This is a genomic window from Arthrobacter sp. ISL-69, from assembly GCF_018613775.1.
GTDB lineage: Bacteria > Actinomycetota > Actinomycetes > Actinomycetales > Micrococcaceae > Arthrobacter.
Map to the genome: position 1 here is coordinate 49485 of NZ_JAGGPO010000006.1, position 19737 is coordinate 69221.

Annotated in this window: 19 protein-coding genes and 1 pseudogene; 11 read left to right on the top strand and 9 right to left on the bottom strand. The window is 65.3% G+C overall.

Translation table 11 applies throughout. The features are described 5' to 3' along the window. Window positions 1-368 precede the first annotated feature (368 nt). Window positions 369-1307 carry a cytochrome b/b6 domain-containing protein gene (locus J7I79_RS03205; RefSeq protein ID WP_214950190.1) on the top strand — a complete coding sequence of 313 codons (939 nt, stop codon included), beginning with the start codon at window positions 369-371 and terminating at the stop codon, window positions 1305-1307. A gap of 49 nt (window positions 1308-1356) precedes the next feature. Here the strand turns inward: J7I79_RS03205 and J7I79_RS03210 are convergent, their stop codons facing one another. Beyond that, window positions 1357-2781 carry a deoxyribodipyrimidine photo-lyase gene (locus J7I79_RS03210; protein ID WP_214950192.1) on the bottom strand — a complete coding sequence of 475 codons (1425 nt, stop codon included), beginning with the start codon at window positions 2779-2781 and terminating at the stop codon, window positions 1357-1359. Window positions 2782-2992: 211 nt separating this feature from the next. On the opposite strand from J7I79_RS03210, the gene J7I79_RS03215 reads away from it, so the two are divergent. Beyond that, window positions 2993-4231 carry a hypothetical protein gene (locus tag J7I79_RS03215; RefSeq protein WP_214950194.1) on the top strand — a complete coding sequence of 413 codons (1239 nt, stop codon included), beginning with the start codon at window positions 2993-2995 and terminating at the stop codon, window positions 4229-4231. 90 nt (window positions 4232-4321) lie between these two features. Here the strand turns inward: J7I79_RS03215 and J7I79_RS03220 are convergent, their stop codons facing one another. Both J7I79_RS03220 and J7I79_RS03225 read right to left on the bottom strand, forming a co-directional pair. Beyond that, on the bottom strand, window positions 4322-5110 hold the full coding sequence (locus tag J7I79_RS03220) for a PspA/IM30 family protein (protein ID WP_214950202.1): 789 nt from the start codon (window positions 5108-5110) through the stop codon (window positions 4322-4324). Window positions 5111-5221: 111 nt separating this feature from the next. Further along, a complete protein-coding gene (locus J7I79_RS03225; protein ID WP_214950204.1) occupies window positions 5222-7276 on the bottom strand; it encodes a TPM domain-containing protein in 2055 nt (684 codons plus the stop codon). Window positions 7277-7575: 299 nt separating this feature from the next. Between J7I79_RS03225 and J7I79_RS03230 the strand changes: the two genes are divergently transcribed. From J7I79_RS03230 to J7I79_RS03250, 5 genes are all read left to right on the top strand, one after another. Then, entirely contained in the window at window positions 7576-9222 is a 1647-nt protein-coding gene (locus J7I79_RS03230) for a S1C family serine protease (protein ID WP_214950206.1), read from the top strand. 263 nt (window positions 9223-9485) lie between these two features. Further along, window positions 9486-10286 (top strand): electron transfer flavoprotein subunit beta/FixA family protein, encoded by an 801-nt coding sequence (locus J7I79_RS03235; protein WP_214950208.1) that lies wholly within the window; start codon window positions 9486-9488, stop codon window positions 10284-10286. Window positions 10287-10299: 13 nt separating this feature from the next. Continuing rightward, a complete protein-coding gene (locus tag J7I79_RS03240) occupies window positions 10300-11253 on the top strand; it encodes an electron transfer flavoprotein subunit alpha/FixB family protein (RefSeq protein ID WP_214950210.1) in 954 nt (317 codons plus the stop codon). A 4-nt stretch (window positions 11254-11257) separates the two neighbouring features. After that, a complete protein-coding gene (locus tag J7I79_RS03245; RefSeq protein WP_214950212.1) occupies window positions 11258-12034 on the top strand; it encodes a PIG-L deacetylase family protein in 777 nt (258 codons plus the stop codon). Between the two features lie 73 nt (window positions 12035-12107). After that, window positions 12108-12707: a gluconokinase gene (locus J7I79_RS03250; protein WP_214950214.1), complete on the top strand. Its 600-nt coding sequence runs from the start codon at window positions 12108-12110 to the stop codon at window positions 12705-12707. Here the strand turns inward: J7I79_RS03250 and J7I79_RS03255 are convergent. From J7I79_RS03255 to J7I79_RS03270, 4 genes are all read right to left on the bottom strand, one after another. Continuing rightward, window positions 12634-13503 carry an anti-sigma factor domain-containing protein gene (locus J7I79_RS03255; protein ID WP_251042333.1) on the bottom strand — a complete coding sequence of 290 codons (870 nt, stop codon included), beginning with the start codon at window positions 13501-13503 and terminating at the stop codon, window positions 12634-12636. The two genes, J7I79_RS03250 and J7I79_RS03255, sit on opposite strands and share 74 nt — an antisense overlap. Window position 13504: 1 nt before the next feature. After that, complete coding sequence (gene sigK, locus J7I79_RS03260; protein WP_214950222.1) at window positions 13505-14110, bottom strand: ECF RNA polymerase sigma factor SigK; 606 nt, start codon at window positions 14108-14110, stop codon at window positions 13505-13507. Window positions 14111-14365: 255 nt separating this feature from the next. After that, window positions 14366-14833, bottom strand: a complete 468-nt coding sequence (locus tag J7I79_RS03265) for a tRNA (cytidine(34)-2'-O)-methyltransferase (RefSeq protein WP_214950224.1) — start codon at window positions 14831-14833, stop codon at window positions 14366-14368. A 48-nt stretch (window positions 14834-14881) separates the two neighbouring features. Continuing rightward, complete coding sequence (locus J7I79_RS03270) at window positions 14882-15829, bottom strand: J domain-containing protein (RefSeq protein ID WP_214950226.1); 948 nt, start codon at window positions 15827-15829, stop codon at window positions 14882-14884. 123 nt (window positions 15830-15952) lie between these two features. Here J7I79_RS03270 and J7I79_RS03275 point away from each other — a divergent pair. The 3 genes and pseudogenes from J7I79_RS03275 to J7I79_RS03280 all read left to right on the top strand — a co-directional run. Next, a pseudogene (locus tag J7I79_RS03275) lies at window positions 15953-16624 on the top strand (diacylglycerol/lipid kinase family protein); the annotation flags it as partial. Then, window positions 16608-16856, top strand: a complete 249-nt coding sequence (locus J7I79_RS24120; RefSeq protein WP_251042334.1) for a hypothetical protein — start codon at window positions 16608-16610, stop codon at window positions 16854-16856. The pseudogene J7I79_RS03275 and the gene J7I79_RS24120, both read left to right, overlap by 17 nt. Before the next feature lie 160 nt (window positions 16857-17016). Next, window positions 17017-17670: a hypothetical protein gene (locus J7I79_RS03280; RefSeq protein WP_214950228.1), complete on the top strand. Its 654-nt coding sequence runs from the start codon at window positions 17017-17019 to the stop codon at window positions 17668-17670. A 10-nt stretch (window positions 17671-17680) separates the two neighbouring features. Here J7I79_RS03280 and J7I79_RS03285 read toward each other — a convergent pair whose 3' ends face one another. Further along, complete coding sequence (locus J7I79_RS03285) at window positions 17681-18103, bottom strand: hypothetical protein (protein ID WP_214950230.1); 423 nt, start codon at window positions 18101-18103, stop codon at window positions 17681-17683. Between the two features lie 89 nt (window positions 18104-18192). Between J7I79_RS03285 and J7I79_RS03290 the strand changes: the two genes are divergently transcribed. Beyond that, window positions 18193-18855, top strand: coding sequence for a metalloregulator ArsR/SmtB family transcription factor (locus tag J7I79_RS03290; protein WP_214950232.1), 663 nt, complete (start codon window positions 18193-18195; stop codon window positions 18853-18855). On the opposite strand, the gene J7I79_RS03295 is transcribed toward J7I79_RS03290, so the two are convergent. Further along, window positions 18842-19720 carry a DMT family transporter gene (locus tag J7I79_RS03295; RefSeq protein WP_214950234.1) on the bottom strand — a complete coding sequence of 293 codons (879 nt, stop codon included), beginning with the start codon at window positions 19718-19720 and terminating at the stop codon, window positions 18842-18844. The two genes, J7I79_RS03290 and J7I79_RS03295, sit on opposite strands and share 14 nt — an antisense overlap. Window positions 19721-19737: the final 17 nt, after the last annotated feature.

Below are 19737 nucleotides of genomic sequence, written 5' to 3' on the forward strand. Positions count from 1 at the left end.
GTTCAAATCCTGTCCCCGCAACCAATGAGAGGCCCTGACCGGGAAATAGCCGGTCAGGGCCTCTTTCTTTGTCTGCAGGCCCCCAACTACTAGCATTTCCTAGTATTCTCATTCGCGGAGGCAACGTCCTACCGTGCCACGTGGCTGTTCAATGACGATCACCGCATTGGCAGGCCGTCGCCTCCAAGGGAACGGATCTTTATGTTGCGGGGCATGACCGCCGCCGCATGCGGGTTCGCTCTTCCGCTGTTCATGATTCAAGCTGTTAAGGCGCACTTCACCCAGCCGCCGCTCCTGCCGGTGCAGCCCGGCCGGGGGTGGAGCCGCCCACGTCACTGGTCGATCATTCTCGAGAGGAATGCTGTTCGATGTCACTACCAACCAAGAAGAAGTCCGGAACTGCGAAGAGCAAGTGGGCCAAACTGTATTGGGCAGTACCGGCTGTGCTCGTCGCCCTGCTTCTCGTAGTGCTGCTCGCGATGTGGGCCACTGGACTTGACGGCGTGAAAGAATTCGTGGCGGACTACCCGGGTCACTCAGAGCTTCCCGAGGGTGCTCCCGTCGGCTTCCCCGCGTGGCTGGGTTGGCAGCATTTCCTCAACGGCTTCTTCTTGTTGCTGATCATCCGTTCCGGCTGGCAGGTCCGCACGCAGACCCGCCCTGCTGCCTACTGGACGCGGAACAACAAGGGCCTGATCCGGACCAGGAATGCGCCGGCGAAAATCAGCCTGGCGCTGTGGTTCCACCTCGTTCTGGACGCATTATGGATCCTCAACGGCATTGTGTTCGCCGTCCTGCTGTTCGCCACCGGCCAGTGGGTACGGATCGTGCCTACCAGCTGGGATGTCTTCCCCAACGCGCTCTCGGCGGCGCTGCAGTACGCGTCGCTGAACTGGCCCACGGAGAACGGCTGGGTCAACTACAACGCCCTCCAGCTGCTGACCTATTTCGTCACCGTCTTCATCGCGGCGCCACTGGCATTCATCACAGGCCTGCGGATGTCGTCGGCCTGGCCCAAGAACGCCAAGGCGCTGAACAAGGCTTACCCGATCGAGGCCGCCCGCGCTGTGCACTTCCCGGTGATGATCTACTTTGTTGCGTTCGTCGTCGTCCACGTGTTCCTGGTCCTGGCCACTGGTGCGCTGCGGAACTTCAACCACATGTACGGCGGTAGCGACGACGTCAGCTGGGTGGGCTTCGGCGTCTTCGCAGCATCGGTCGCGGCGATGGTCGCGGCGTGGTTCCTGGCCCGGCCGCTCTTCCTGAGCCCCGTTGCCTCCCTGATGGGCAAGGTCAGCAGCCGCTGACCTGCCCGCAGACGCGCGCGGCAGTCCCGGCCGCGGTTCGAGCCACAGGTCAGCTGTCCTTGAGCCTCTGGTAGGTCTCCAGGGCCCGCTCACGCGACTCGGGCAGGCCCACCACTGGCTCCGGATAACCGGCGGCCAGTTCCGGCGCCTTCCACGGTTCGTGGATCTCTTTGTCACTCAGGTCCGCGAGTTCCGGGATGAACTCGCGCAGGTACCGGCCCGCTGCATCGAACTTCTTGCTTTGCGTCACGGGGTTGAAGATCCGGAAGTAGGGGGAGGCGTCCGCCCCGGATCCGGCCACCCATTGCCAGTTGGCTGGATTGCTGGCTGCGTCGGCGTCCACCAGCGTGTCCCAGAACCAGGCTTCCCCCAGCCTCCAGTCGGCCAGCAGGTTCTTCACCAGGAACGACGCGGCCGCCATCCGGACACGGTTGTGCATCCAGCCCGTCTGCCACAGCTGACGCATTCCGGCGTCCACCAGCGGATAGCCTGTCCGGCCCTGCTGCCAGGCCTCCAGCTCAGCGTCCGACGGCGTTTGCCACTCGAAGCGGTCGAAGTCGGGACGGTAGTTGCGGGTGGCCAGCGCCGGGTTCTCGTACAGCAGTTGCCAGCAGAACTCCCGCCAGCCCAGTTCGGACCGGAAGATCCCGACGTCGGCAGGCGCCTGGCGTGGGAACCGCTCACGGAGCGCCTGCCAGACGCGGAACGGACTGATCTCACCGAAGCGAAGGTGGGGTGAGAGGCGGCTGGTGCCCTCGAGTCCTGGTCTGTCGCGGCCGGTCCCATAGTCCTCGACGGGGCCGTCCACGAAGTCCTGCAGGCGTGCGTGCGCGCCTGATTCACCGGGGTTCCACACTGCCCCGAGGCCTGCGCTCCAGTCGGGGGTGCGGGGGAGCAGCCCCCAGACCTCCAGGTCATCGCTGCCCGGTAGCGCACCGCGGGTGTCGCGGCCCGGGGCCGGAAGCCTGTCCGGGGCGTCGGAGGGCATGCGCGGCTCGCCGCTCTCCAGGCAGGCGCGCCAGAAGGGCGTGAATACTTTGTATGGTCCGCCCGCTCCGGTGCGAACGGTCCACGGCTCGAACATGAGGCTGGCCTGGAAACTCGCCGCATCCAGGCCTTGATCTGCGGCCCAGCCCTTGACCCCTGCATCGATGGTGCGTTCGGCTCCGCCGTACCTGCGGTTCCACCGGAGATGCGTGGCCCCGGTTTCGGCTGCCAGCTCCAGGATGATCCCGGCGGCGCTCCCTCGTCGCAGCACCAGCCGGGAGCCTACGGCTTCCAGGTCGCGGGCCAGAGAGGCAAGGGAATGGTGGAGCCACCACTTGGCGGCGCCGCCCAAGGGGCGCACGCCGGCCGACTCCTCATCCAGGACATAGACGACAGTCATGGCGTGGCCCAGGGCTGCCGCGTCGGCCAGGGCCGGATTGTCATCCAGGCGGAGGTCGTCACGGAGCCAGACGATGGTGGAAGGCATGCTTCCACGGTACACGCCGGGCAGCGCTATTTACTGGCCGGTAACTTCGTCGTAGACTCGCTCCACGCCGTCCGCTGCGCAGTTTCTCCGCGCGGACGGTTCCGTTCGCATCAGGCTTTTTCCCGTTGATAACGGCATTCCGGCTGGAGGCGGCCGGACGCCGGCAACCTGTTCGCCGCAATGTTGCTGCGGACAGGAAAAAGGATGACCAATGAAGCTATTCCTTGGACCGGCGGGACAGCCCCGGATGGCGGTCCCCAGGCACCCGGCCAGGCGGGTGCTCTTCGCCGCACTGGCTGTCGCAGTCACCGTTTCCGCACTGACCGCCCCAGCCGTGCACGCGGCTCCTCCCGGTGACGGGTGGGTGGTAAGCGTAGGGGATTCCTTTATTTCGGGGGAGGCGGGGCGCTGGGCGGGCAATTCGAGTGACCCCTCCCAAACTGATGCGCTGGGCGACGCCGCCTATCTTGACGCCGGCCAGTCGGAGAGCACAGCCGGCTGCCACCGTTCTTCCTCTGCTGAGATTGGGATCCGGCAGGCCCAGGCACTCAATCTGTCCTGTTCCGGTGCCAAGACGGCCACGTCCTGGAACTCATCCGGGCACTTCAAACCGGGGCTGGACTTCTACAGCGACGCTGCCGGCAACATGGGCCAGGCGCTGGCGCTACAGAACTTCGCGTCGGCCAACCGCGTGAGGATGGTTGTGGTGTCGGTCGGCGGCAACGATCTCGGGTTTGCGGGCATCATCGCCACATGTGTTTCCAAGTTCATGACCAGCCCGTGGTGGGCCCCGAGCTATTGCAAGGACTCGGCAACGGTGGCCACGAACTTTTCGGCTACGAACCGCGCAGCCGTGGCATCACGGATCGGCACCTCGCTCGCGAATGTAGCCAAGGCTATGACTGCCGCCGGATACACGGCCGGTGACTACAGCATGGTGGTACAAAACTACGTCTCACCCCTGCCGCGGAGCGCCGACATTTCCTATCCCGAGACCGGATTCAGCCGGCAAAGCACCTACGGCTGCGGATTCTGGAACGCAGATCTGGACTGGGCTTCGGGAACCGCTGTCCCCGCCATCAACGCCACCATTTCGGCCGGCATCGCCGCTTCCGGCGTGGACGGCATCCGCACCCTGGATGTGGCCTCGCTGTTCAGTGGCCATGAACTGTGCGCGGCCACGACGCAGAAGCTGGACAGCACCGCCCTGGCGGACTGGCGAAGCACGGGCGCCGCGGACATCAGTGAGTGGATCAACGAGGTCCGGACTGCCAGTGCCGCCTTCAGCGACTACTACGTCCAGGAGTCCCTGCATCCCAACTATTGGGGCCAGCTGGCCCTCCGTAATTGCCTGCGGCAGGTGTATAACGACGGCGCCGTCCGTTCCGGGAGCTGCACCGCAGGGACCGGTCTGACGGCAGCCGGCGAGCCGGCGGTCACCGTGCGATAGCGCTCCTCCGACGGTCCGGCATCAAAAAGGCCGGGGTCCCACGCGGGACCCCGGCCTTTTTACGTCCGGATCATGAGCCGGAGCGGCAGCCTACAGCTTGTCGAAATCAGCTTCTTCAACGGTGGAAGCGGCAGCCGAGGAGTTGGCCGACGACCCGATCGCCGGCTTCGCGCCGCCGGACTTCAGGGAAGCGAGCCGCGCTTCGATCTCGGTCTGTTCGCCGAGGTCTTCAAGCTGGTTGAACTGGGCGTCCAGGCTGGAGGCAGCGAGCTCCTGCTGGCCACGGACCTTGGCCTCTTCGCGGCGGATCTTCTCTTCGAACCGGCCAACCTCACTGGTGGGGTCCATGAAGTCAATGCTCTTGAGCGCGTCGTGCACCTGGGACTGGGCAGCGGCGGTCTTGGAGCGCGCCACGAGTTCGTTGCGCTTGCTGGTCAGCTCGTTGAGCTTGCCCTTCATCTGGTCCAGGCCGGACTTGAGCTTGTCCACAACCTCGCTCTGCGAAGCGATGCTCGGCTCGGCAGCCTTGGCCTCACTCTCGGCAGCCATCTGGCGCTGGATGGCGACCTTGGCGAGGTTGTCGAACTTCTGGGCGTCGACTGCATCGCCGCTGCTCCGGTACTCGTCAGCCTTGCGGGACGCTGCCAGGGCCTTGTTGCCCCAGTCGTGGGCATTCTTGATGTCCTCGTTGTAGTCGTCCTGGAGCATCCGCAGGTTACCGATGGTCTGCGCCACTGCGGACTCTGCTTCGGCAATGTTGTTGGTGTAGTCCCGGACCATCTGGTCCAGCATCTTCTGCGGGTCTTCGGCCTGGTCCAGCAGGGAGTTGATGTTCGCCTTCGCGAGCTGGGCCATGCGGCCGAAAATGGACTGCTTCATGGTGTTACCTTTCGTCCTGCTCAGTGGTCGCCACTGAATTCAGTGAACAGTTGATGTACCGCTTCTACCCGGCGGCCGGTCGGAACCGGCCGCCGCGAGTCTTTGGATCAGCTAGAAGCTGCCGGAGTCGCCGCCGCCGAAATCGCCGCCGCCAAAGTCGCCGCCGCCGAAGTCGCCACCTCCGCCGTCGCCGCCCCAGCCGCCGCCGTCGCTGTGGCCGCCGCCCCAGCCGCCGCCGCTGCCGCCGTTCAGGATGGAGTTGATGAGGATGCCGCCCAGGATGGCGCCGCCGAGGCCGCCGCCCCCGCCGCCGCCGAACATGCCGCCGCCGCGGCCATAGCCCTGGTTGGCGTAGCCGAAGCTGTCCACGTCCCCTTGGGCGAGCTGCGCTGCCTGGGCCGCGAGGGCGTGGGCCTGCTGGGCGTATGTGAGCGCCGTGACCGGATCATTGCGGGATATGGACAAGGCATAGTCCAGGTTCCGCTGGGCTTCGGCCAGCCGGGTCCTCGCCTCGGTCCCAACCCCGCCGCGGCGTGCGGTGATGTAGTCGGACGTGGCACTGATCTGCGCCTGGGCCGACATAATGGTCTGCTGCAGCGACGCCTGTGCGCGACGGGCCTGTTCCTGCTGGTCGCGGATTCCGGACAGGGACTGGTCCAGCGCCTGATGGGCTGTCTCAACCCGTTCCAGGGTGGCGATCGGATCGATCTTTCCGCCCTGGATCTCCGCCTTCACCTGCGCCAGGGCAGCCTCCACGCCCGCCACGGGTCCTGCCAGCTCCGGATGAGCGCCGGACTGGATGATGGCCTTGGCCTGTGCAAGGTCCTGGGAGGTGTCAACCACTGCTGCTTCGAGGCTGTTGCGTGCCTCATCCAGGCTTCCGGAGACCTTCGCAATGGCGTCGATCAGCACCTTGGTCTGGTGCAGGCTTTCTTCGGCGGCGCGGACCGCTACGGCAGCAAGGCTGCTTTCTCCGGATGCCAGCTTGTCCTGGGCCGTTGAGGTGGCGTTCTGCACGAAGGCGAGCCGCTCCTTGGCCTGGCCGATGTTGTCCGAGACCTGGACCAGGGCACTGTCCGCGTACTTGGCCCGCAGCGTCATGAGGGTCTGTTCCGCAGTCGCGATCCGGGCGTCAGCATCCCGGGCGCCGGCGTTCACCGCGGCCAGGGCCTGGGGTGCGTTCTTTTCGAGCTCACGGAGCGAATCGAAGTCGGCCTTTTGCTCCTGGAGCGAGGCAAGGGCAGCTTCCGAACGGCGGATGATCTCGCCAAGCCAGCTCCGCTGTTGTTCCTCGGTGTCCGGGATGTGGTCGTCAAGCTGCTGCTGCAGTTTGAACGACTCAGACATGTGGCCCTTGGCTTCCTGCAGGGCCTTCGTGAAGTTCCCGACGGCGGCATCGCCGTATTGTGCCTGGGCGAAGCCGAGTTCCTGCTCGCTCGAGTTGATGGCATTATCGGCCTCAATAAGCAGCGAGCCGCTCTTCTTACGCAGGTCGTCCACACTCAGCGAGGCCAGCGGATCCAGCTCTGCGCCCTGCGGTCCGTAGCTCGCGCTTGAGGCGATGGCCGCCTTCTTCCGGCGGTTCCGGAAGTAGAAGTAAGCGCCCACACCGCCCGCTGCCACGACCCCGGTACCCACCAGGACGGCAGCACCTGCGCCGTCACCGGAGGAAACAGTACCGCTGCCGCCGCCGGCGGCGTCGCCCACCGCCGTCGCTGTGTCAATGGCAGCCTGGGCGAAATCGCGTTTTCCTGCGCCCAGGTTGGTCGCCAAGGCGTTCTGAGAGATGTTGCTCGTTTTGGAGGCTATGGAACTCGTTGAATTCGGCGCGAAGTAGTACTTACCCTCGTCCGACATCGCCAGTATTACGTCCGCCTTACCCATGCCCTTGTTCTTCGCCACGTCTTGGGCCCATGCCTTGGGATCCGTGGGGCTTTCGAACTTTTTCACGGTGACCACGTACAGGTTGTACTTGTGGTCCTTCAGGAGCTTTTGGATTGCTTCCTGGACTTCAGCCTTGCGGCCGCCCAGCACATTGGCGTTGTCCACGATGTTTTGACCGGACGGGATGGTCACCGGGGGCTCGGCCCAGGCGCTAGTGGCGGGAACCGCCAACAACCCGGCAAGGCCGATCACGGCGAGGAGACGTTTAAACTTAGACCGCATGTGCAACCCTTCAGCACTTCTGCGACTGATTCGGGCCGAGCCAGTCGTCACAGAATGCAGCAGCGCCCCCACGCATGTGTAAAGCCGCAGGTCGCTGTGGCAATTCCATTTGATTCTATGGTGCACCTAATTGCCCGTCCACAACGGCGAATATGCCACCAGCGAAAAGCGCTACATCCGTGAATCGGGCCCTCGAAAAGGGGATTCCGACGGCGTTCAGGAACCTCCCAGCCAACGTCCGCTTTAGCTTCAGTCAGAGGGTCCATAGTTAAAGGCAGACAAGGACGAAAGGAAGTCTAATGACTGAGAACCCAGCACAGGGTGCGTCGCCTGAGAACAGGGATCCGGAAAAGCCTCGGGAAGGCTGGCCGGCACAGCCTCCTCAGGCGGACACGCAGCCGCTGGATGCGGGGCATCGGGAGCCCCAGTCAGCGGCGCAGCCAGCCGGGGACTCAGCCCAGGACAACCCGACCATCCGGATTGACCAGCCGCAGTCCGGTTCGGCGCACGCCAGCGAGGGACAGCCGCACCCGGAAGCCGACGGCGCACCGCGGCCCGTCTATCCCCCTCACCAGCCGTTCTACGGCCAGCAGGCCGGACCTGCCCCCCAGCACGGATCCGCACAGCACGGATCCCACCAGCACAATGGACCGTACCCGGGCGGCGGCTCCTACGCCGGACAGGGCAGCCAACATCAGCAGGGCAGCATGTACGCCTCCGACCCCGCGAGCACGCCCAAGCGCAAAGCCGCGTTCGGTGTGGGAACCCTGGTGGCCAGCATCCTGGCTGCCGGCCTCGTGGGCGGTGGAGTAGTGGCCGCCAGTGATGCCTTCCTGAACAACGGTTCCACGTCAGCCGTCAGCAGCACCGGCAGCCAGCCCGGTACCGTGATCGTCAACAACAAGGACGACGTAAACGTCATCACCGCAGCCTCGCTGAAGGCGTCACCAAGCGTTGTGACCATCAAAGCGACGAGCGGAAGCGACGGCGGCACCGGATCGGGAATCATCCTCGACGACGATGGCCACATCCTGACCAACACGCACGTCGTGACCCTCGACGGAAAAACGGCCAACGCCGCCATCGAAGTCCGGACCAGCGACGGCAGGGTGCTCACCGCAAAAATCGTCGGCACCGACCCACTGAGCGACCTGGCCGTCATCAAGGTGGACAATCCTTCCGGGCTGACGCCGGCAACACTTGGTGACTCCGGCAAACTCAACGTGGGGGACACCGCCATCGCCATCGGATCACCGCTGGGCCTCACGGGAACAGTCACCGACGGCATTGTCTCCACGCTGAACCGGACCATCAGCGTTGCGTCATCGGCAGCGCCGAAGGAAGGCGCGGATGACTCCCAAAGCGACGGCGAAGGCGGCTTCCAGTTCGCACCGCCGGACGGCGGCCAGAGCCAGAGCACCTCGAACCAGGGATCCATCTCGCTCAACGTGATCCAGACCGATGCAGCAATCAACCCCGGTAACTCCGGCGGTGCGCTGGTCAACAGCAAGGGCGAGGTCATCGGTGTCAACGTGGCCATTGCTTCAGCCGGCGGTGAATCCAGCACCAGCGGCAACATCGGCGTCGGTTTCAGCGTCCCCATCAACCTCGCCAAGCGCGTGGCCCAGGAGATCATTGACACCGGAAAGGCAACGCACGGCCAGTTTGGAGTCAGCGTCAAGCCGAAGTCATCCACGTCTTCAAACTCGTCGTTCTCGGTGGGTGCCGAAGTGGCTACCGTCGAGTCCGGTTCCGCTGCCGCTAAGGCCGGCCTCAAGGTGGGCGACGTCGTCACGAAGTTCAACGACCTTGCCATCAGTGATCCCAACCAACTGACGGCGGCGGTTCGGGAGCAGCCGGCGGGCGCCTCGGTGAAAGTCACGATCCTGCGCGGCGGCAAGGAACAGCAAGTGGATGTGACGCTCGGGGCGGCAGCCGAGCAGTAATGCCGGGGACCAGTTCCGGCAAGGGTACGAGCAAGCATTGACCGCAGGGCTGAGGCGGGGACACCGGTATGGTGCCCCCGCCTCAGCTGTGCAAGCGGCAGCCTGCGCCCTGCCTGACACAGGCGTTAACGGGACGGCGCGGGCGCCCCGCTATATGGTTAGCTTGGTTCTACCCGCACCCCGGGGGAGATCCGCGGCCATAACCTCACCCGGCTGGCTATCCACAAGCATGGAAGGCTGCTGTACAGAAAGTGGAAGAGACAATGAAGATCATCGTTCTGGTCAAGCATGTACCAGACGCGCAATTGGACCGTCACCTCAGCGGCGAGGACAACACCACGGACCGCGCCGACAGCATCCTGTCCGAGCTGGACGAATACGCCCTGGAGGCTGCCCTGCAGCTGATAGAGGCCCGCGGCGGAGCAAAGGCCGGCAACCAGGTTATCGCCTTGAGCATGGGCCCCGCAGGCGCCGTCAACGCCATCAAGAAGTCCCTCCAGATCGGTGCCACCGAAGGAGTCCACCTCCGCGACGACGCGCTGGCCGGTTCTGATGCGGCCGCGACGTCCTTTGCGCTGGCAGCAGCGGTCCGCCATCTTGGCGCGGACAGCCCCGTGGACCTGGTCCTCACCGGCATGGCGTCCACCGATGGCGAGACCTCCCTCGTGCCCGCGCAGTTGGCCGAGCGGCTGGACCTTCCGCAGGTCACGTTCGCCTCCGAGCTGGAAGTGGACGGCGGCCGTGTCATTGCCCGCCGCGACAGTGACACGCACTACGACACGATCGAGGCAACGCTCCCGGCTGTCGTGTCCGTCACCGACCAGATCAACGAGCCGCGCTTCCCCAACTTCAAGGGAATCATCGCGGCAAAGCGCAAGACCATCACCACCCTCACGCTCGCGGAGATCGGCGTCGACCCCGCACAGGTGGGCAAGGCAGGTTCCTGGACCACAGTGCAGACGGCCGCCGCCCGCCCGCCGCGCACCGCCGGCACCATCATCACCGACGAAGGCGACGCCGGCATCAAGCTGGTCGAGTTCCTGGCCGCCCAGAAGCTGCTCTAAGAGGATTTCAGACATGGCAAAAGTACTTGTATTCATTGACAACCCCGGCCAGGCCCTCAAAAAGAGCAGCCTGGAACTGCTGACGATCGCCCGTTCGCTCGGTGACACGGCTGTCGCGGTCAACGGCCCGCTGAACGACGACGTTGCCGGCGCCTTCGGTGCCAACGGCGCCACGACCATCTTCCGGCCGTCGTCGGACGACCTGGACGCGTACCTGGTCGGCCCCAAAGCCGCCTACCTTGCCGGGGCAGTGGCGGCCTCTGGTGCCACCACCGTGCTCCTCGAGAATTCGTTCGACGGCAAGGAGATCGCAGCCCGGCTGGGCATCAAGCTCGGTGCGGGCGTCATTACCGACGTCGTGGCGGTGGACCCGGACGGCACGGCCCACAAATCGGTGCTCGCGGGCTCCTACACCACCACGGCCAAGGCCACCACAGCCGTCTCCGTGCTGACGGTCAAGCCGAACAGCGTCACTCCGGAGCCCGCGGCTGCAGCAGCGAGCCCGGAGGTCCTCACTGTTGAGGTTCCTGAATACGCCTCAGCCGGCGCTGCCCGCATTACAGGCCGCAAGGACAAGCCCGCCAGCGGCCGTCCGGACCTCACCGAGGCCCGGATTGTCGTGGCAGGCGGCCGCGGCGTCGACGGCGACTTCGGTCCCGTGGAGGAACTCGCCGACGCCCTCGGTGCCGCCGTCGGTGCGTCCCGCGCCGCGACCGACGCCGGCTGGATCGGCCACGATGCGCAGGTGGGCCAGACCGGCAAGACGGTTTCCCCGCAGCTGTACATTTCGGCTGGCATCTCCGGCGCCATCCAGCAGAAAGCCGGCATGCAGACGGCCAAGGTCATTGTCGCCGTCAACAAGGACGCCGAATCACCGGTCTTCGAGATCGCCGACTTCGGCATTATCGGAGACCTCTTCCAGGTCCTTCCGCAGGCGACCGAAGAGATCAAGAAACGCAAAGGCTAATTAGTTGAGCACCAACGCTACGGCGCAGAGCCCGTTCAACCCGGACCACCACCGGGTTGAGCGGGTCCTTTGTTTTACCGCCCACCCCGACGATATCGACTTCGGCGCCGCCGGAACGATCGCTGCCTGGACCTCGGCAGGGGTTGAAGTCAGCTACTGCATCATGACCGACGGCGACGCCGGCGGCTTCGACCCGGCGCAGCGCGACGAGATCGTGGAGATGAGGGCGGAGGAACAGCGCCGCGCCGCCGCGCTGGTCGGGGTTACCGATATCCACTATCTCCATGAGCGGGACGGCTACCTGGAGCCGACGCACGAGGTGATGAGGGGAGTGGTGAAGCTGATCCGGGAGATCCGTCCCGACGTCGTACTTTCCATGCATCCCGAGCGCAACTGGAACCGCATCCAGAAGAGCCACCCGGACCACCTCGCCGTGGGCGAGGCCGTCACCCGGGCGGTCTACCCGGCGCTGGAAAACCCCTTCGCCTATCCGAAACTGGCCGAAGCGGGCCTCGAGGCCTACAAGCTGCCGTGGCTATGGCTGTTTGCCGGGCCCGAGGAGCGGGAAAACCATTTTGTGGACGTCACAGGGCACGTGGAGGAAAAGCTGGCGGCGATCCATGTGCACGCCAGCCAGCACCCGGACCTGGACGCCATGGACCGCACAGTCCGCTCCCTCATGCTGGAGACCGGATCGCGGGCGGGGCTGGCCGACGGACGCAGCGCCGAGGCATTTCACGTCGTCACAGTCAACGGTTCGGGGACCATCGCCGGGTTCTAGGGTTGCCCGGGTGTAACCCGTGTCATATGCTGGCCACTCTTTAAATCATATTTATTGAGGAAGGCGGACTTTGATGGCGAAGACTGCGCAGCAGCCGGTACTGGTGATCATGGGCGTCTCAGGATCCGGCAAGTCAACTGTGGCCGGCCTCGTGGCCGGCAAGCTCGAATGGGCCCTGGCGGAAGGCGACGACCTGCACCCGGCGTCGAACGTCGCCAAGATGCAGGCCGGTGAGCCTCTGGCCGATGAGGACAGGTGGCCGTGGCTCGAAACCATCGCCGAATGGATCCGGGCTCACGCCCAGGACGGAACGCCGGGTGTGATCACCTGCTCTGCACTGAAGAGGGTGTACCGCGATGTTCTCCTCGGCGAGGGCGTGGTGTTTGTCTTCCTGCAGGGAAGCAAGGACAAGATCTCCGACCGCCTGGCGTCGCGGCACGGGCACTTCATGCCTCCCGCACTGCTCGAATCGCAGTTTGACGCGCTGGAAGAACCGACCGCCGACGAAAACCATGAATCTCACATAGCAACGGAGCGGCCTGCCGGTGCGCGCCTGAAAGGCAGGCACCGGCAGGCCGGTGATGATGCTGGAAGTCGCGCTACGCTCCGAGAGGGGCCGCGGCCACTGTCGGCAATGTGGGTGAAGCGGAGCCGCCCACAGGTTCAACGGTGATGCCCAGCGCCGCTGCCGAACCAATGCCCTTAACCACAGCTGGTTTGGACAGTGCTTCGGCATCCATGAGCCCCTGCGAAACCGGAGCGGAACCGTCCTTGGGGATCAGCCACATCTGATACACCTTGCCGGCAGGAGGGGCCGGGACACCGTTCATCTTGACCACAACAGCGTCCTTGGACGAGGAAATGGAGACAGTGGCCGTACCGCCGCCGCTCACTTCAACGGTTGCCTGCCGGACATCCTGGGCCTGGAGGACCTGGTTGAGCGGATCGTTCTGGTTGGCCACATAGGCGCCGACTCCCACGCCGCCAAGCGCGATAACAGCCGCGGCGGCCACGCCCACCAGCCAGTTGCGGAGCCCGGGAGCCCGGCGCCGTTCTTCACGGCGCTGGCGGGCGGCACGGAGTTCATCGGTCGCCGGAGTCCCACCCGGTTCAAGGGGACGCTCATGGCTGGCAGGAGCTGGAACCGTCCCCGGCTGTGCCGTTACCGGTTGGGCCGGGAGCTGGGCCACGATGCGGTCGAACAGCCCTGCAGGCGGTTCCTCCTCCGCAGTAAAGGTGGCGGCCAGCGTTTCCCGTGCCTGGCGGACGCGTTCATCAAACGCGTTCCGTTCCGGCCCGGGCGCGGCCGAGATGTATTCCTCAATGGCTGCCCGCTCTGCGGGGCCCACGGCGTCCAAGGCATACAGTTCGGCCAGCTCCACTGCCCGGCCGGAGGCCAGGTCCGTGGCGATATCGTGGGCAAACATCCCGGCGGAGCGGCTGCTGTTCGGCTGGTTCATGTCGGTCATCTCAACTCACCCCCAGACAGGTCTTCAAGCGGATCAGTCCATCGCGGATGCGGGACTTGATGGTGGGCACGGCGGCGTTCAGTTTCTCCGCGACTTCGCGGTACGTTAGCCCGCCGTAATATGCCAGCCGGACGGATTGCTGCTGCGTCTCGGTGAGCGTGTCCAGACATCTGACGACGGCCTCGGCTTCCAGCCTGCTTCCGACTTCGTCTGAGACGGCGTCATGGTCAATTTCCTGGCTGCTCGCGCCGTATTTCGCCTCGCGGTCGGTTGATGACTGCGAGGAGCGGACCTTGTCCACTGCCCGCCGATGCGAAATGGTCATGAGCCATGCCAGCGGGCCGCCGGCCTCCGGATTGAACTTCGCCGCGTTCTGCCAGACCTGGAGAAAGACTTCCTGGGTTGCGTCCTCGCTGAGCTCGGGGTCGATCAGGACGCGTCGGGCCATTCCGAAGACACGCCGGGAAGTCAGTTCGTAAAACTCCGCGAAGGCACCCTGGTCACCGGTGGCGATTTGTGCCAGCAGGTCACCGAGCCGCCGGTTCACGTCGGCGGCGGTGCCAGGGGACGCGGTAGCCTCTGGGTTTGGGGCGTTGGGGGTTTCCATCACTCTCAAGCATAAGTCGGCGGGGGATGATCCATTGCCATCGGCACCGCTCGGAGGCTCACTGTGAACGGCGGCTTCCCTCGCAGGGGACCTGCGGACCTGCAACGTGGTCACCTGCCGCTCCTCGCGATCCTGTATGGGCCCGGATTAGCCTCTACAGGTAGTTCGGAATGCACAGCGGGACGGATGGGCGGGAAAGTCCATTAATTGCGCCCCGGTCACGGTCAACCGGGAAGCCTTCGGGCGTGGCGGCCCTTAGATTTTGGCGCCGGCGAAGCCGTTCTGGCGCCAGGCTTCAAAGACCGCGATGGAGGCAGCGTTGGCAAGATTCAGCGACCGCAGGGACGGCAGCATTGGAAGCCGCACGCGGGACGTCACATGCGGGTCATGCTTGACGTCCTCGGGAAGTCCGACCGATTCCTGGCCGAAGAGGAGGACATCGCCGGGGAGGTAACTGATGTCCGCGTAGGAGGTTTCGCCGTCGGACGTAAAGGCATAGACGCGCTCGGGCTGCAGGGCCTCCCAGGCAGCCTCGATGCTCTTGTGCACCGTCACCACGGCGAGGTCGTGGTAGTCCAGCCCTGCACGGCGGAGCTTGGCGTCGGAAAAATCAAAGCCCAATGGCTCCACCAGATGCAGTTCGGCGCCGGTGATGGCAGCGAGCCGGATGGCGTTGCCTGTATTGCCGGGAATTTCAGGGGTGTGGAAGAGGATGCGGAACACCGTCCCATCCTAGCCAAGGCCGGTGCACTCCTGCGCACGGCCGGGCCGTCAGTGCATTCCGCGGAGCAGTCTTGCCAGTGCGGGGACGTTCACCGTATTGGGCGCAGGCCCGGAACTCAGGAATTCCTTGAGCCCGCGGACCAGCCCGGCTCCGTTCACCACCTGGACGGTTTCGTGCCCGCGGGGTGAGCGGCGGTGGTGGTCGATCACCGGTTCATGGAGATTGCCATCAGGGCTATGGATGACGGTCCAGCCCGTCACGTTGAGTTCCGGGAAGATATCCTGCATGCGCCGCACGATATGCGCCAGCTGCGGCGGCGCAATGGACCGGCCTCCGTGCGTCAGGGTGCTTCCGTTCCAGGCGTAGGCACCCTTGGGCAACAGCATGGATCCAATCAGCGCCAGCCGGTAGCCGGACAGCAGCGCGTGGTCGATATGGCTGTTGTCTGCGGGCGACTGCAGCCCGTTGATCAGGCGGGCCGCAGGGATGGCCGGGAGGACCTGCCGGCTGATCAGCTGGACTGTCCGCATCTCCCGCTGGATGCGGGCTTCCGCCCCGAAGATTCCGCGTTTCCGCGGCATTCCATGGACCTGGCGGCTGGCCAGGTCCTCCGGAATCAGCGGGACGCTGCCGGACTCAGGGTGTTCGAACGGCGGAACGTACACCGGCGGGTCGCCAGCCGTGTTCCGCGGGGTGTTGGGCCGGTGGACGGTTGCCGAGGCGCGGCTCCCGGCTGCGGGCGCATCGAAATGTGCGCCGTCAGCGGTTGGCGCTCCCGTGGACCCGTGCGCATACGAGCGGTCATAGGCGGCCCGACGCTTCGGATCGATCAGGGTCTCATAGGCCAGCGCCACCTGCCGGAAGACGGCGGCGTCTCCGCCGTGGTCGGGGTGCGCCCGCCGGGCAGCCTTGCGGTAGGCCACCTTGATCTCTTTGTCGGTCGCCGTCACGGGAAGGCGAAGAACCTGGTAATGGGAGCTGCTGCCCTGGGTCAAGCACTGATCCTTTTCTTGTTGATTCCAGTCCACTCAGGCAGTCCGGTCCGCCCAGTTTAACCGTCTGAAGACTCAACGTCCGTGCCCGCGGTCTTGGTTCCCCCCGCTGGCATAATTCAGCGCATGATCATCGCCGTTGCTATTAACCCCCTGGCTTCTTTCGGCGGCGCACAGCACACCGGCGCCGTTGTGGTGGATTTCTTCCGTGCCGCCGGGGCATCGGTCATCGTGCTCCGAAGGGACAGCTATGACGGGTTGGCCGAGTCTGTGGGCGAGGCGCTGGCCGCAGGCTGCGACGCCCTGGTTGTTGTGGGAGGTGACGGCATGGTCCATCTGGGCATCAACGCACTCGCCGCGCCAGGTGCCCCTTACGGAAAGGTTCCGCTGGGCATTGTTCCGTGCGGAACGGGCAACGACATGGCCCGCGCGCTGGGCCTTCCCCTGAAGGATGCACGTGCCGCCTGCGAACGGATATGGGTGGCATTGAAAGCGGGCGGGCGCCTTATCGACGCGGGCCGCATTACGGGCAACGGCACAACCCGCTGGTTTGCCGGAGTGGTTTCCGCCGGTTTCGATGCCGCCGTGAACGAACGCGCCAACGCCTGGCGCTGGCCGCGCGGCAAGGGCAGGTACAACCTTGCCATGCTCCGTGAACTCGCCACGTTCAAGGCCATCGATTACACGGTAACGGCCGACGGCGACACCTGGCGGCAGGGGGCCATGCTCATTTCGGTGGCGAACGGGCAGTCCATCGGCGGCGGCATGAAGGTGACCCCGGATGCCCTGCTCGACGACGGATTGCTGGATCTGTTCATTGTCGAACCGCTGTCCCGCGTACAGTTCCTGGCCGTTTTCCCCAAGGCCTTTTTCCGGCCGCCACACCGGGCACCGTGCGGTGCACTTCCGGCAGGTACGCCGTGTGGACATCGCTGCCGCGAACGTTGTTGCATATGCCGACGGCGAACGGGTCGGGCCGCTGCCGCTGACAGTTGAGGTGGTGCCCGGCGCCATCCGGGTGCTGGCGTAGATGCCTGATGTCACTGCGCGGCGCGCGGAGCGTCTAGACTCTTGCGGAGGACCGGCCGGGGGAGTGCCGCCGGCAGAAGGTATGTGGGGGCAATGTGACAGCGCTTGGCAGGGGACCCGCTGCAAACCGGAGGCAACCCGTTTTCGCGGTGCGGCGGCGGATGGCCCTGCCCGTCACCCTGGCGCTGGCGCTTGCCGGCTCGGCCGGATGCAGCGTGGGAGTCCCGGATCCGGCTGCCCCGCGTGATATTCAGACCACCCCGACGCTGGCAACGCCCACCATCACCCCGGGCCACGATGCGGCAGCAGTAGCGGCCAAGGACCTTCCCTTCGCCGCGGGTGACTCGCTGGCCGCGGGAACCGCCGTGGGCCTCTCCGACGGACTCCGCGAAGCGCCGGGATGGAAGCCGGTCAAGGAGAACGTGGCGGGGGAGAACCGTTACCTCAAAGCCGACGGCTGCGTGGTGTCGGCCCGCGTGCGTTCCAACCAGGGGTCCCTTGCCGTTGCCGGAGATGACATGGCCTCCACCGTCGAACTGTTCAAATATCTGGATCCCACGATCCTCCCCAGCTACCTGAAAACCGACACCCTGCGCTGGGGCGGTGAACCGGACAAGCCGGGCCCTAAGGCCGAGGTGCTGGCCTTCGAAAGCGGTTCCGCGCCCGGCGCAAAGCCGGTCGCAGTCCTGGCGAGGGTCTTTGGCAAGGCGGGTTCGTCCATTTACATTTCGCTCTCGTGCCCGGACCGGGCCGCGCTCGCCGCGGCCCGGGCGGACGTGTCGGAACGGCTGGTTGTTGTTCCACCGACGAACTGAACCGACCGCGCTATCTTGGCTGGCGGGAATTCCGCGGTGACAGCCGATTGACGGCCAGCGCACCCACGAGCAGGCCAAAATCGCGAAGGGCAATGTCGAAGAAACTGCCCAGCAGCAGCAGGTTGATGATGATGCCCAGCAGCCACACGGCCACCAGCAACGATCCGAAGCGCGGCCGGACTGCCACCGCGATGCCGGCGATCACTTCCACAACGCCCACGATGTACATGATGGTCTGGGCCGGGAGCGGAACCACTGACGTTGCGACCGGGGCCAAGTAGATGGTCCAGTCGGCGAGCAGGTTGGTGAACTTGTCGAGGCCGAAAATGATCGGCGCGACCGTAAAGACCGTGCGCAGCAGCAGGAAGGCCTGACGGCCCGGGTCACCAGCAAGCGTGCCGCCGGGCGAACTCAGCACCGAGGTGGATTTCATGACGGACTCCTTCTAAAAGTAGGTATCATAATTTTAGAAAGCATTGCGCAATTAAGCAATGAATCTTGTTTTTAGAGTTAGGGTGTTCCATGCGCAGACTTCCCTGGGCCCGCCGGATCGCAGCCGTGGCATCCCTGGGCGATGAGAACCGCCGGAACCTGTTCGGCTTCGTCTCCTCATCGCCCCGCCCGGTGGGGCGCGATGATGCTGCCGGCGCGCTTGGAATCCCGCGAAGCACGGCGTCGTTCCATTTGGACAGGATGGTTCAGGACGGGGTCCTCACCGTTGAGTTCCGCAAGCTCGGCGGCAAGGCCGGGCCCGGCTCGGGGCGGCCGGCGAAAATGTACCGGACGGCGCAGCCCGAAGTGGGCGCCTCCGTGCCGGACCGCAACTACGATCTCGCCGGCGAACTGATGGCAACGGCCATCGAACAGTCCAGTGCCGCCGGAGAGCCCGTCCGGGACGCACTCCTGGCCACTTCCTACGCGAAGGGCCTCGCAATGGCGGAAGGGAGCGGGAGTCTCGAGGAATTCCTCTCGGCGGAAGGCTATGTGCCGGAGCCCGACGGCGCCGGCGGCTACGCCCTCCGGAACTGCCCGTTCCACCGGCTCGCGGACAGCCACTCGGAAGTGGTCTGCGCCATGAACGGGGCCTTCCTGAGCGGCGCCGCTGCCGGCTGCGGCCTGGCGGAAGGCCGCATAGCGGGCAACAACGTCCCTGGTGAGTGCTGCGCCAGGGTTACGCCGCCCTGACTTCCTGCGGCTTTTTGGGCCGGCTCGCCATCAGGACACCTGCTATGACCAGCGCGCCGCCGATGACCTGGGGCAGGCTGACCGGAATCCCCATGATGACGGTGATGGCCGCGGTGAAGACGACCATGAGGTTCAGGTAGTTTCCGGCCGTCGCAGGTGCCGTTGTCTTGAGCGCGAGGTTCCAGAAAAGGTACGCCCCCAAGGACGGGAACACGGCGATGTACGCGAGCGACCATCCTTCCGACGCCGTCGCAGGGAACGCTGCTCCCGCGCCGAGGGCGAACGGAGCGAGGATGGCAGTGGCCATCACCACCTGCACCGCAGTGGCGGCAATGGCGGGAAGCCCCAGCCTGCGGGCAATGATGGTGTAGAAGCCCCACACCACAATCGCGCCGATCATCAGCAGCTCGCCGGCATTGAAGGTGATGCTGAAGGCGCGAAGCAACTCGCCCCGGGTCAGGACCAGGACCACGCCGGCCAGACCCAGGGCAATGCCCAGCCAGCCGTACGCGCCGGGCTTTTCACCGAGGAAGAAGATCGCCATCACCACGATGAGCGCCGGATTGGCGGCAGTGATCAGGGAAGCGTTCAGCGCCGAGGTGTGCTGGAGGGCAGTGTAGAGGAGCAAGGTGTAGCCGCCCATGCCAAGCACGCTCAGGAGCAGCAGCACGCGCCAGCGGACCAGGACGGCACGCCAGTCCGGACGTTCCACGAAGTGCGCCAGCGCCACGAGGGGCAGGGCAGCGAGCGCCCATCTCCAGAAGGTGAGTTCCAGCGGCGTCATGGTGTTCAGGGCAGCCTGTCCCACCACAAAGTTGCCGGACCAAAACAGCGTGGCCAGCACCAGGTAAATCGAGGCTTTCACCGCTCGAATCTACACCG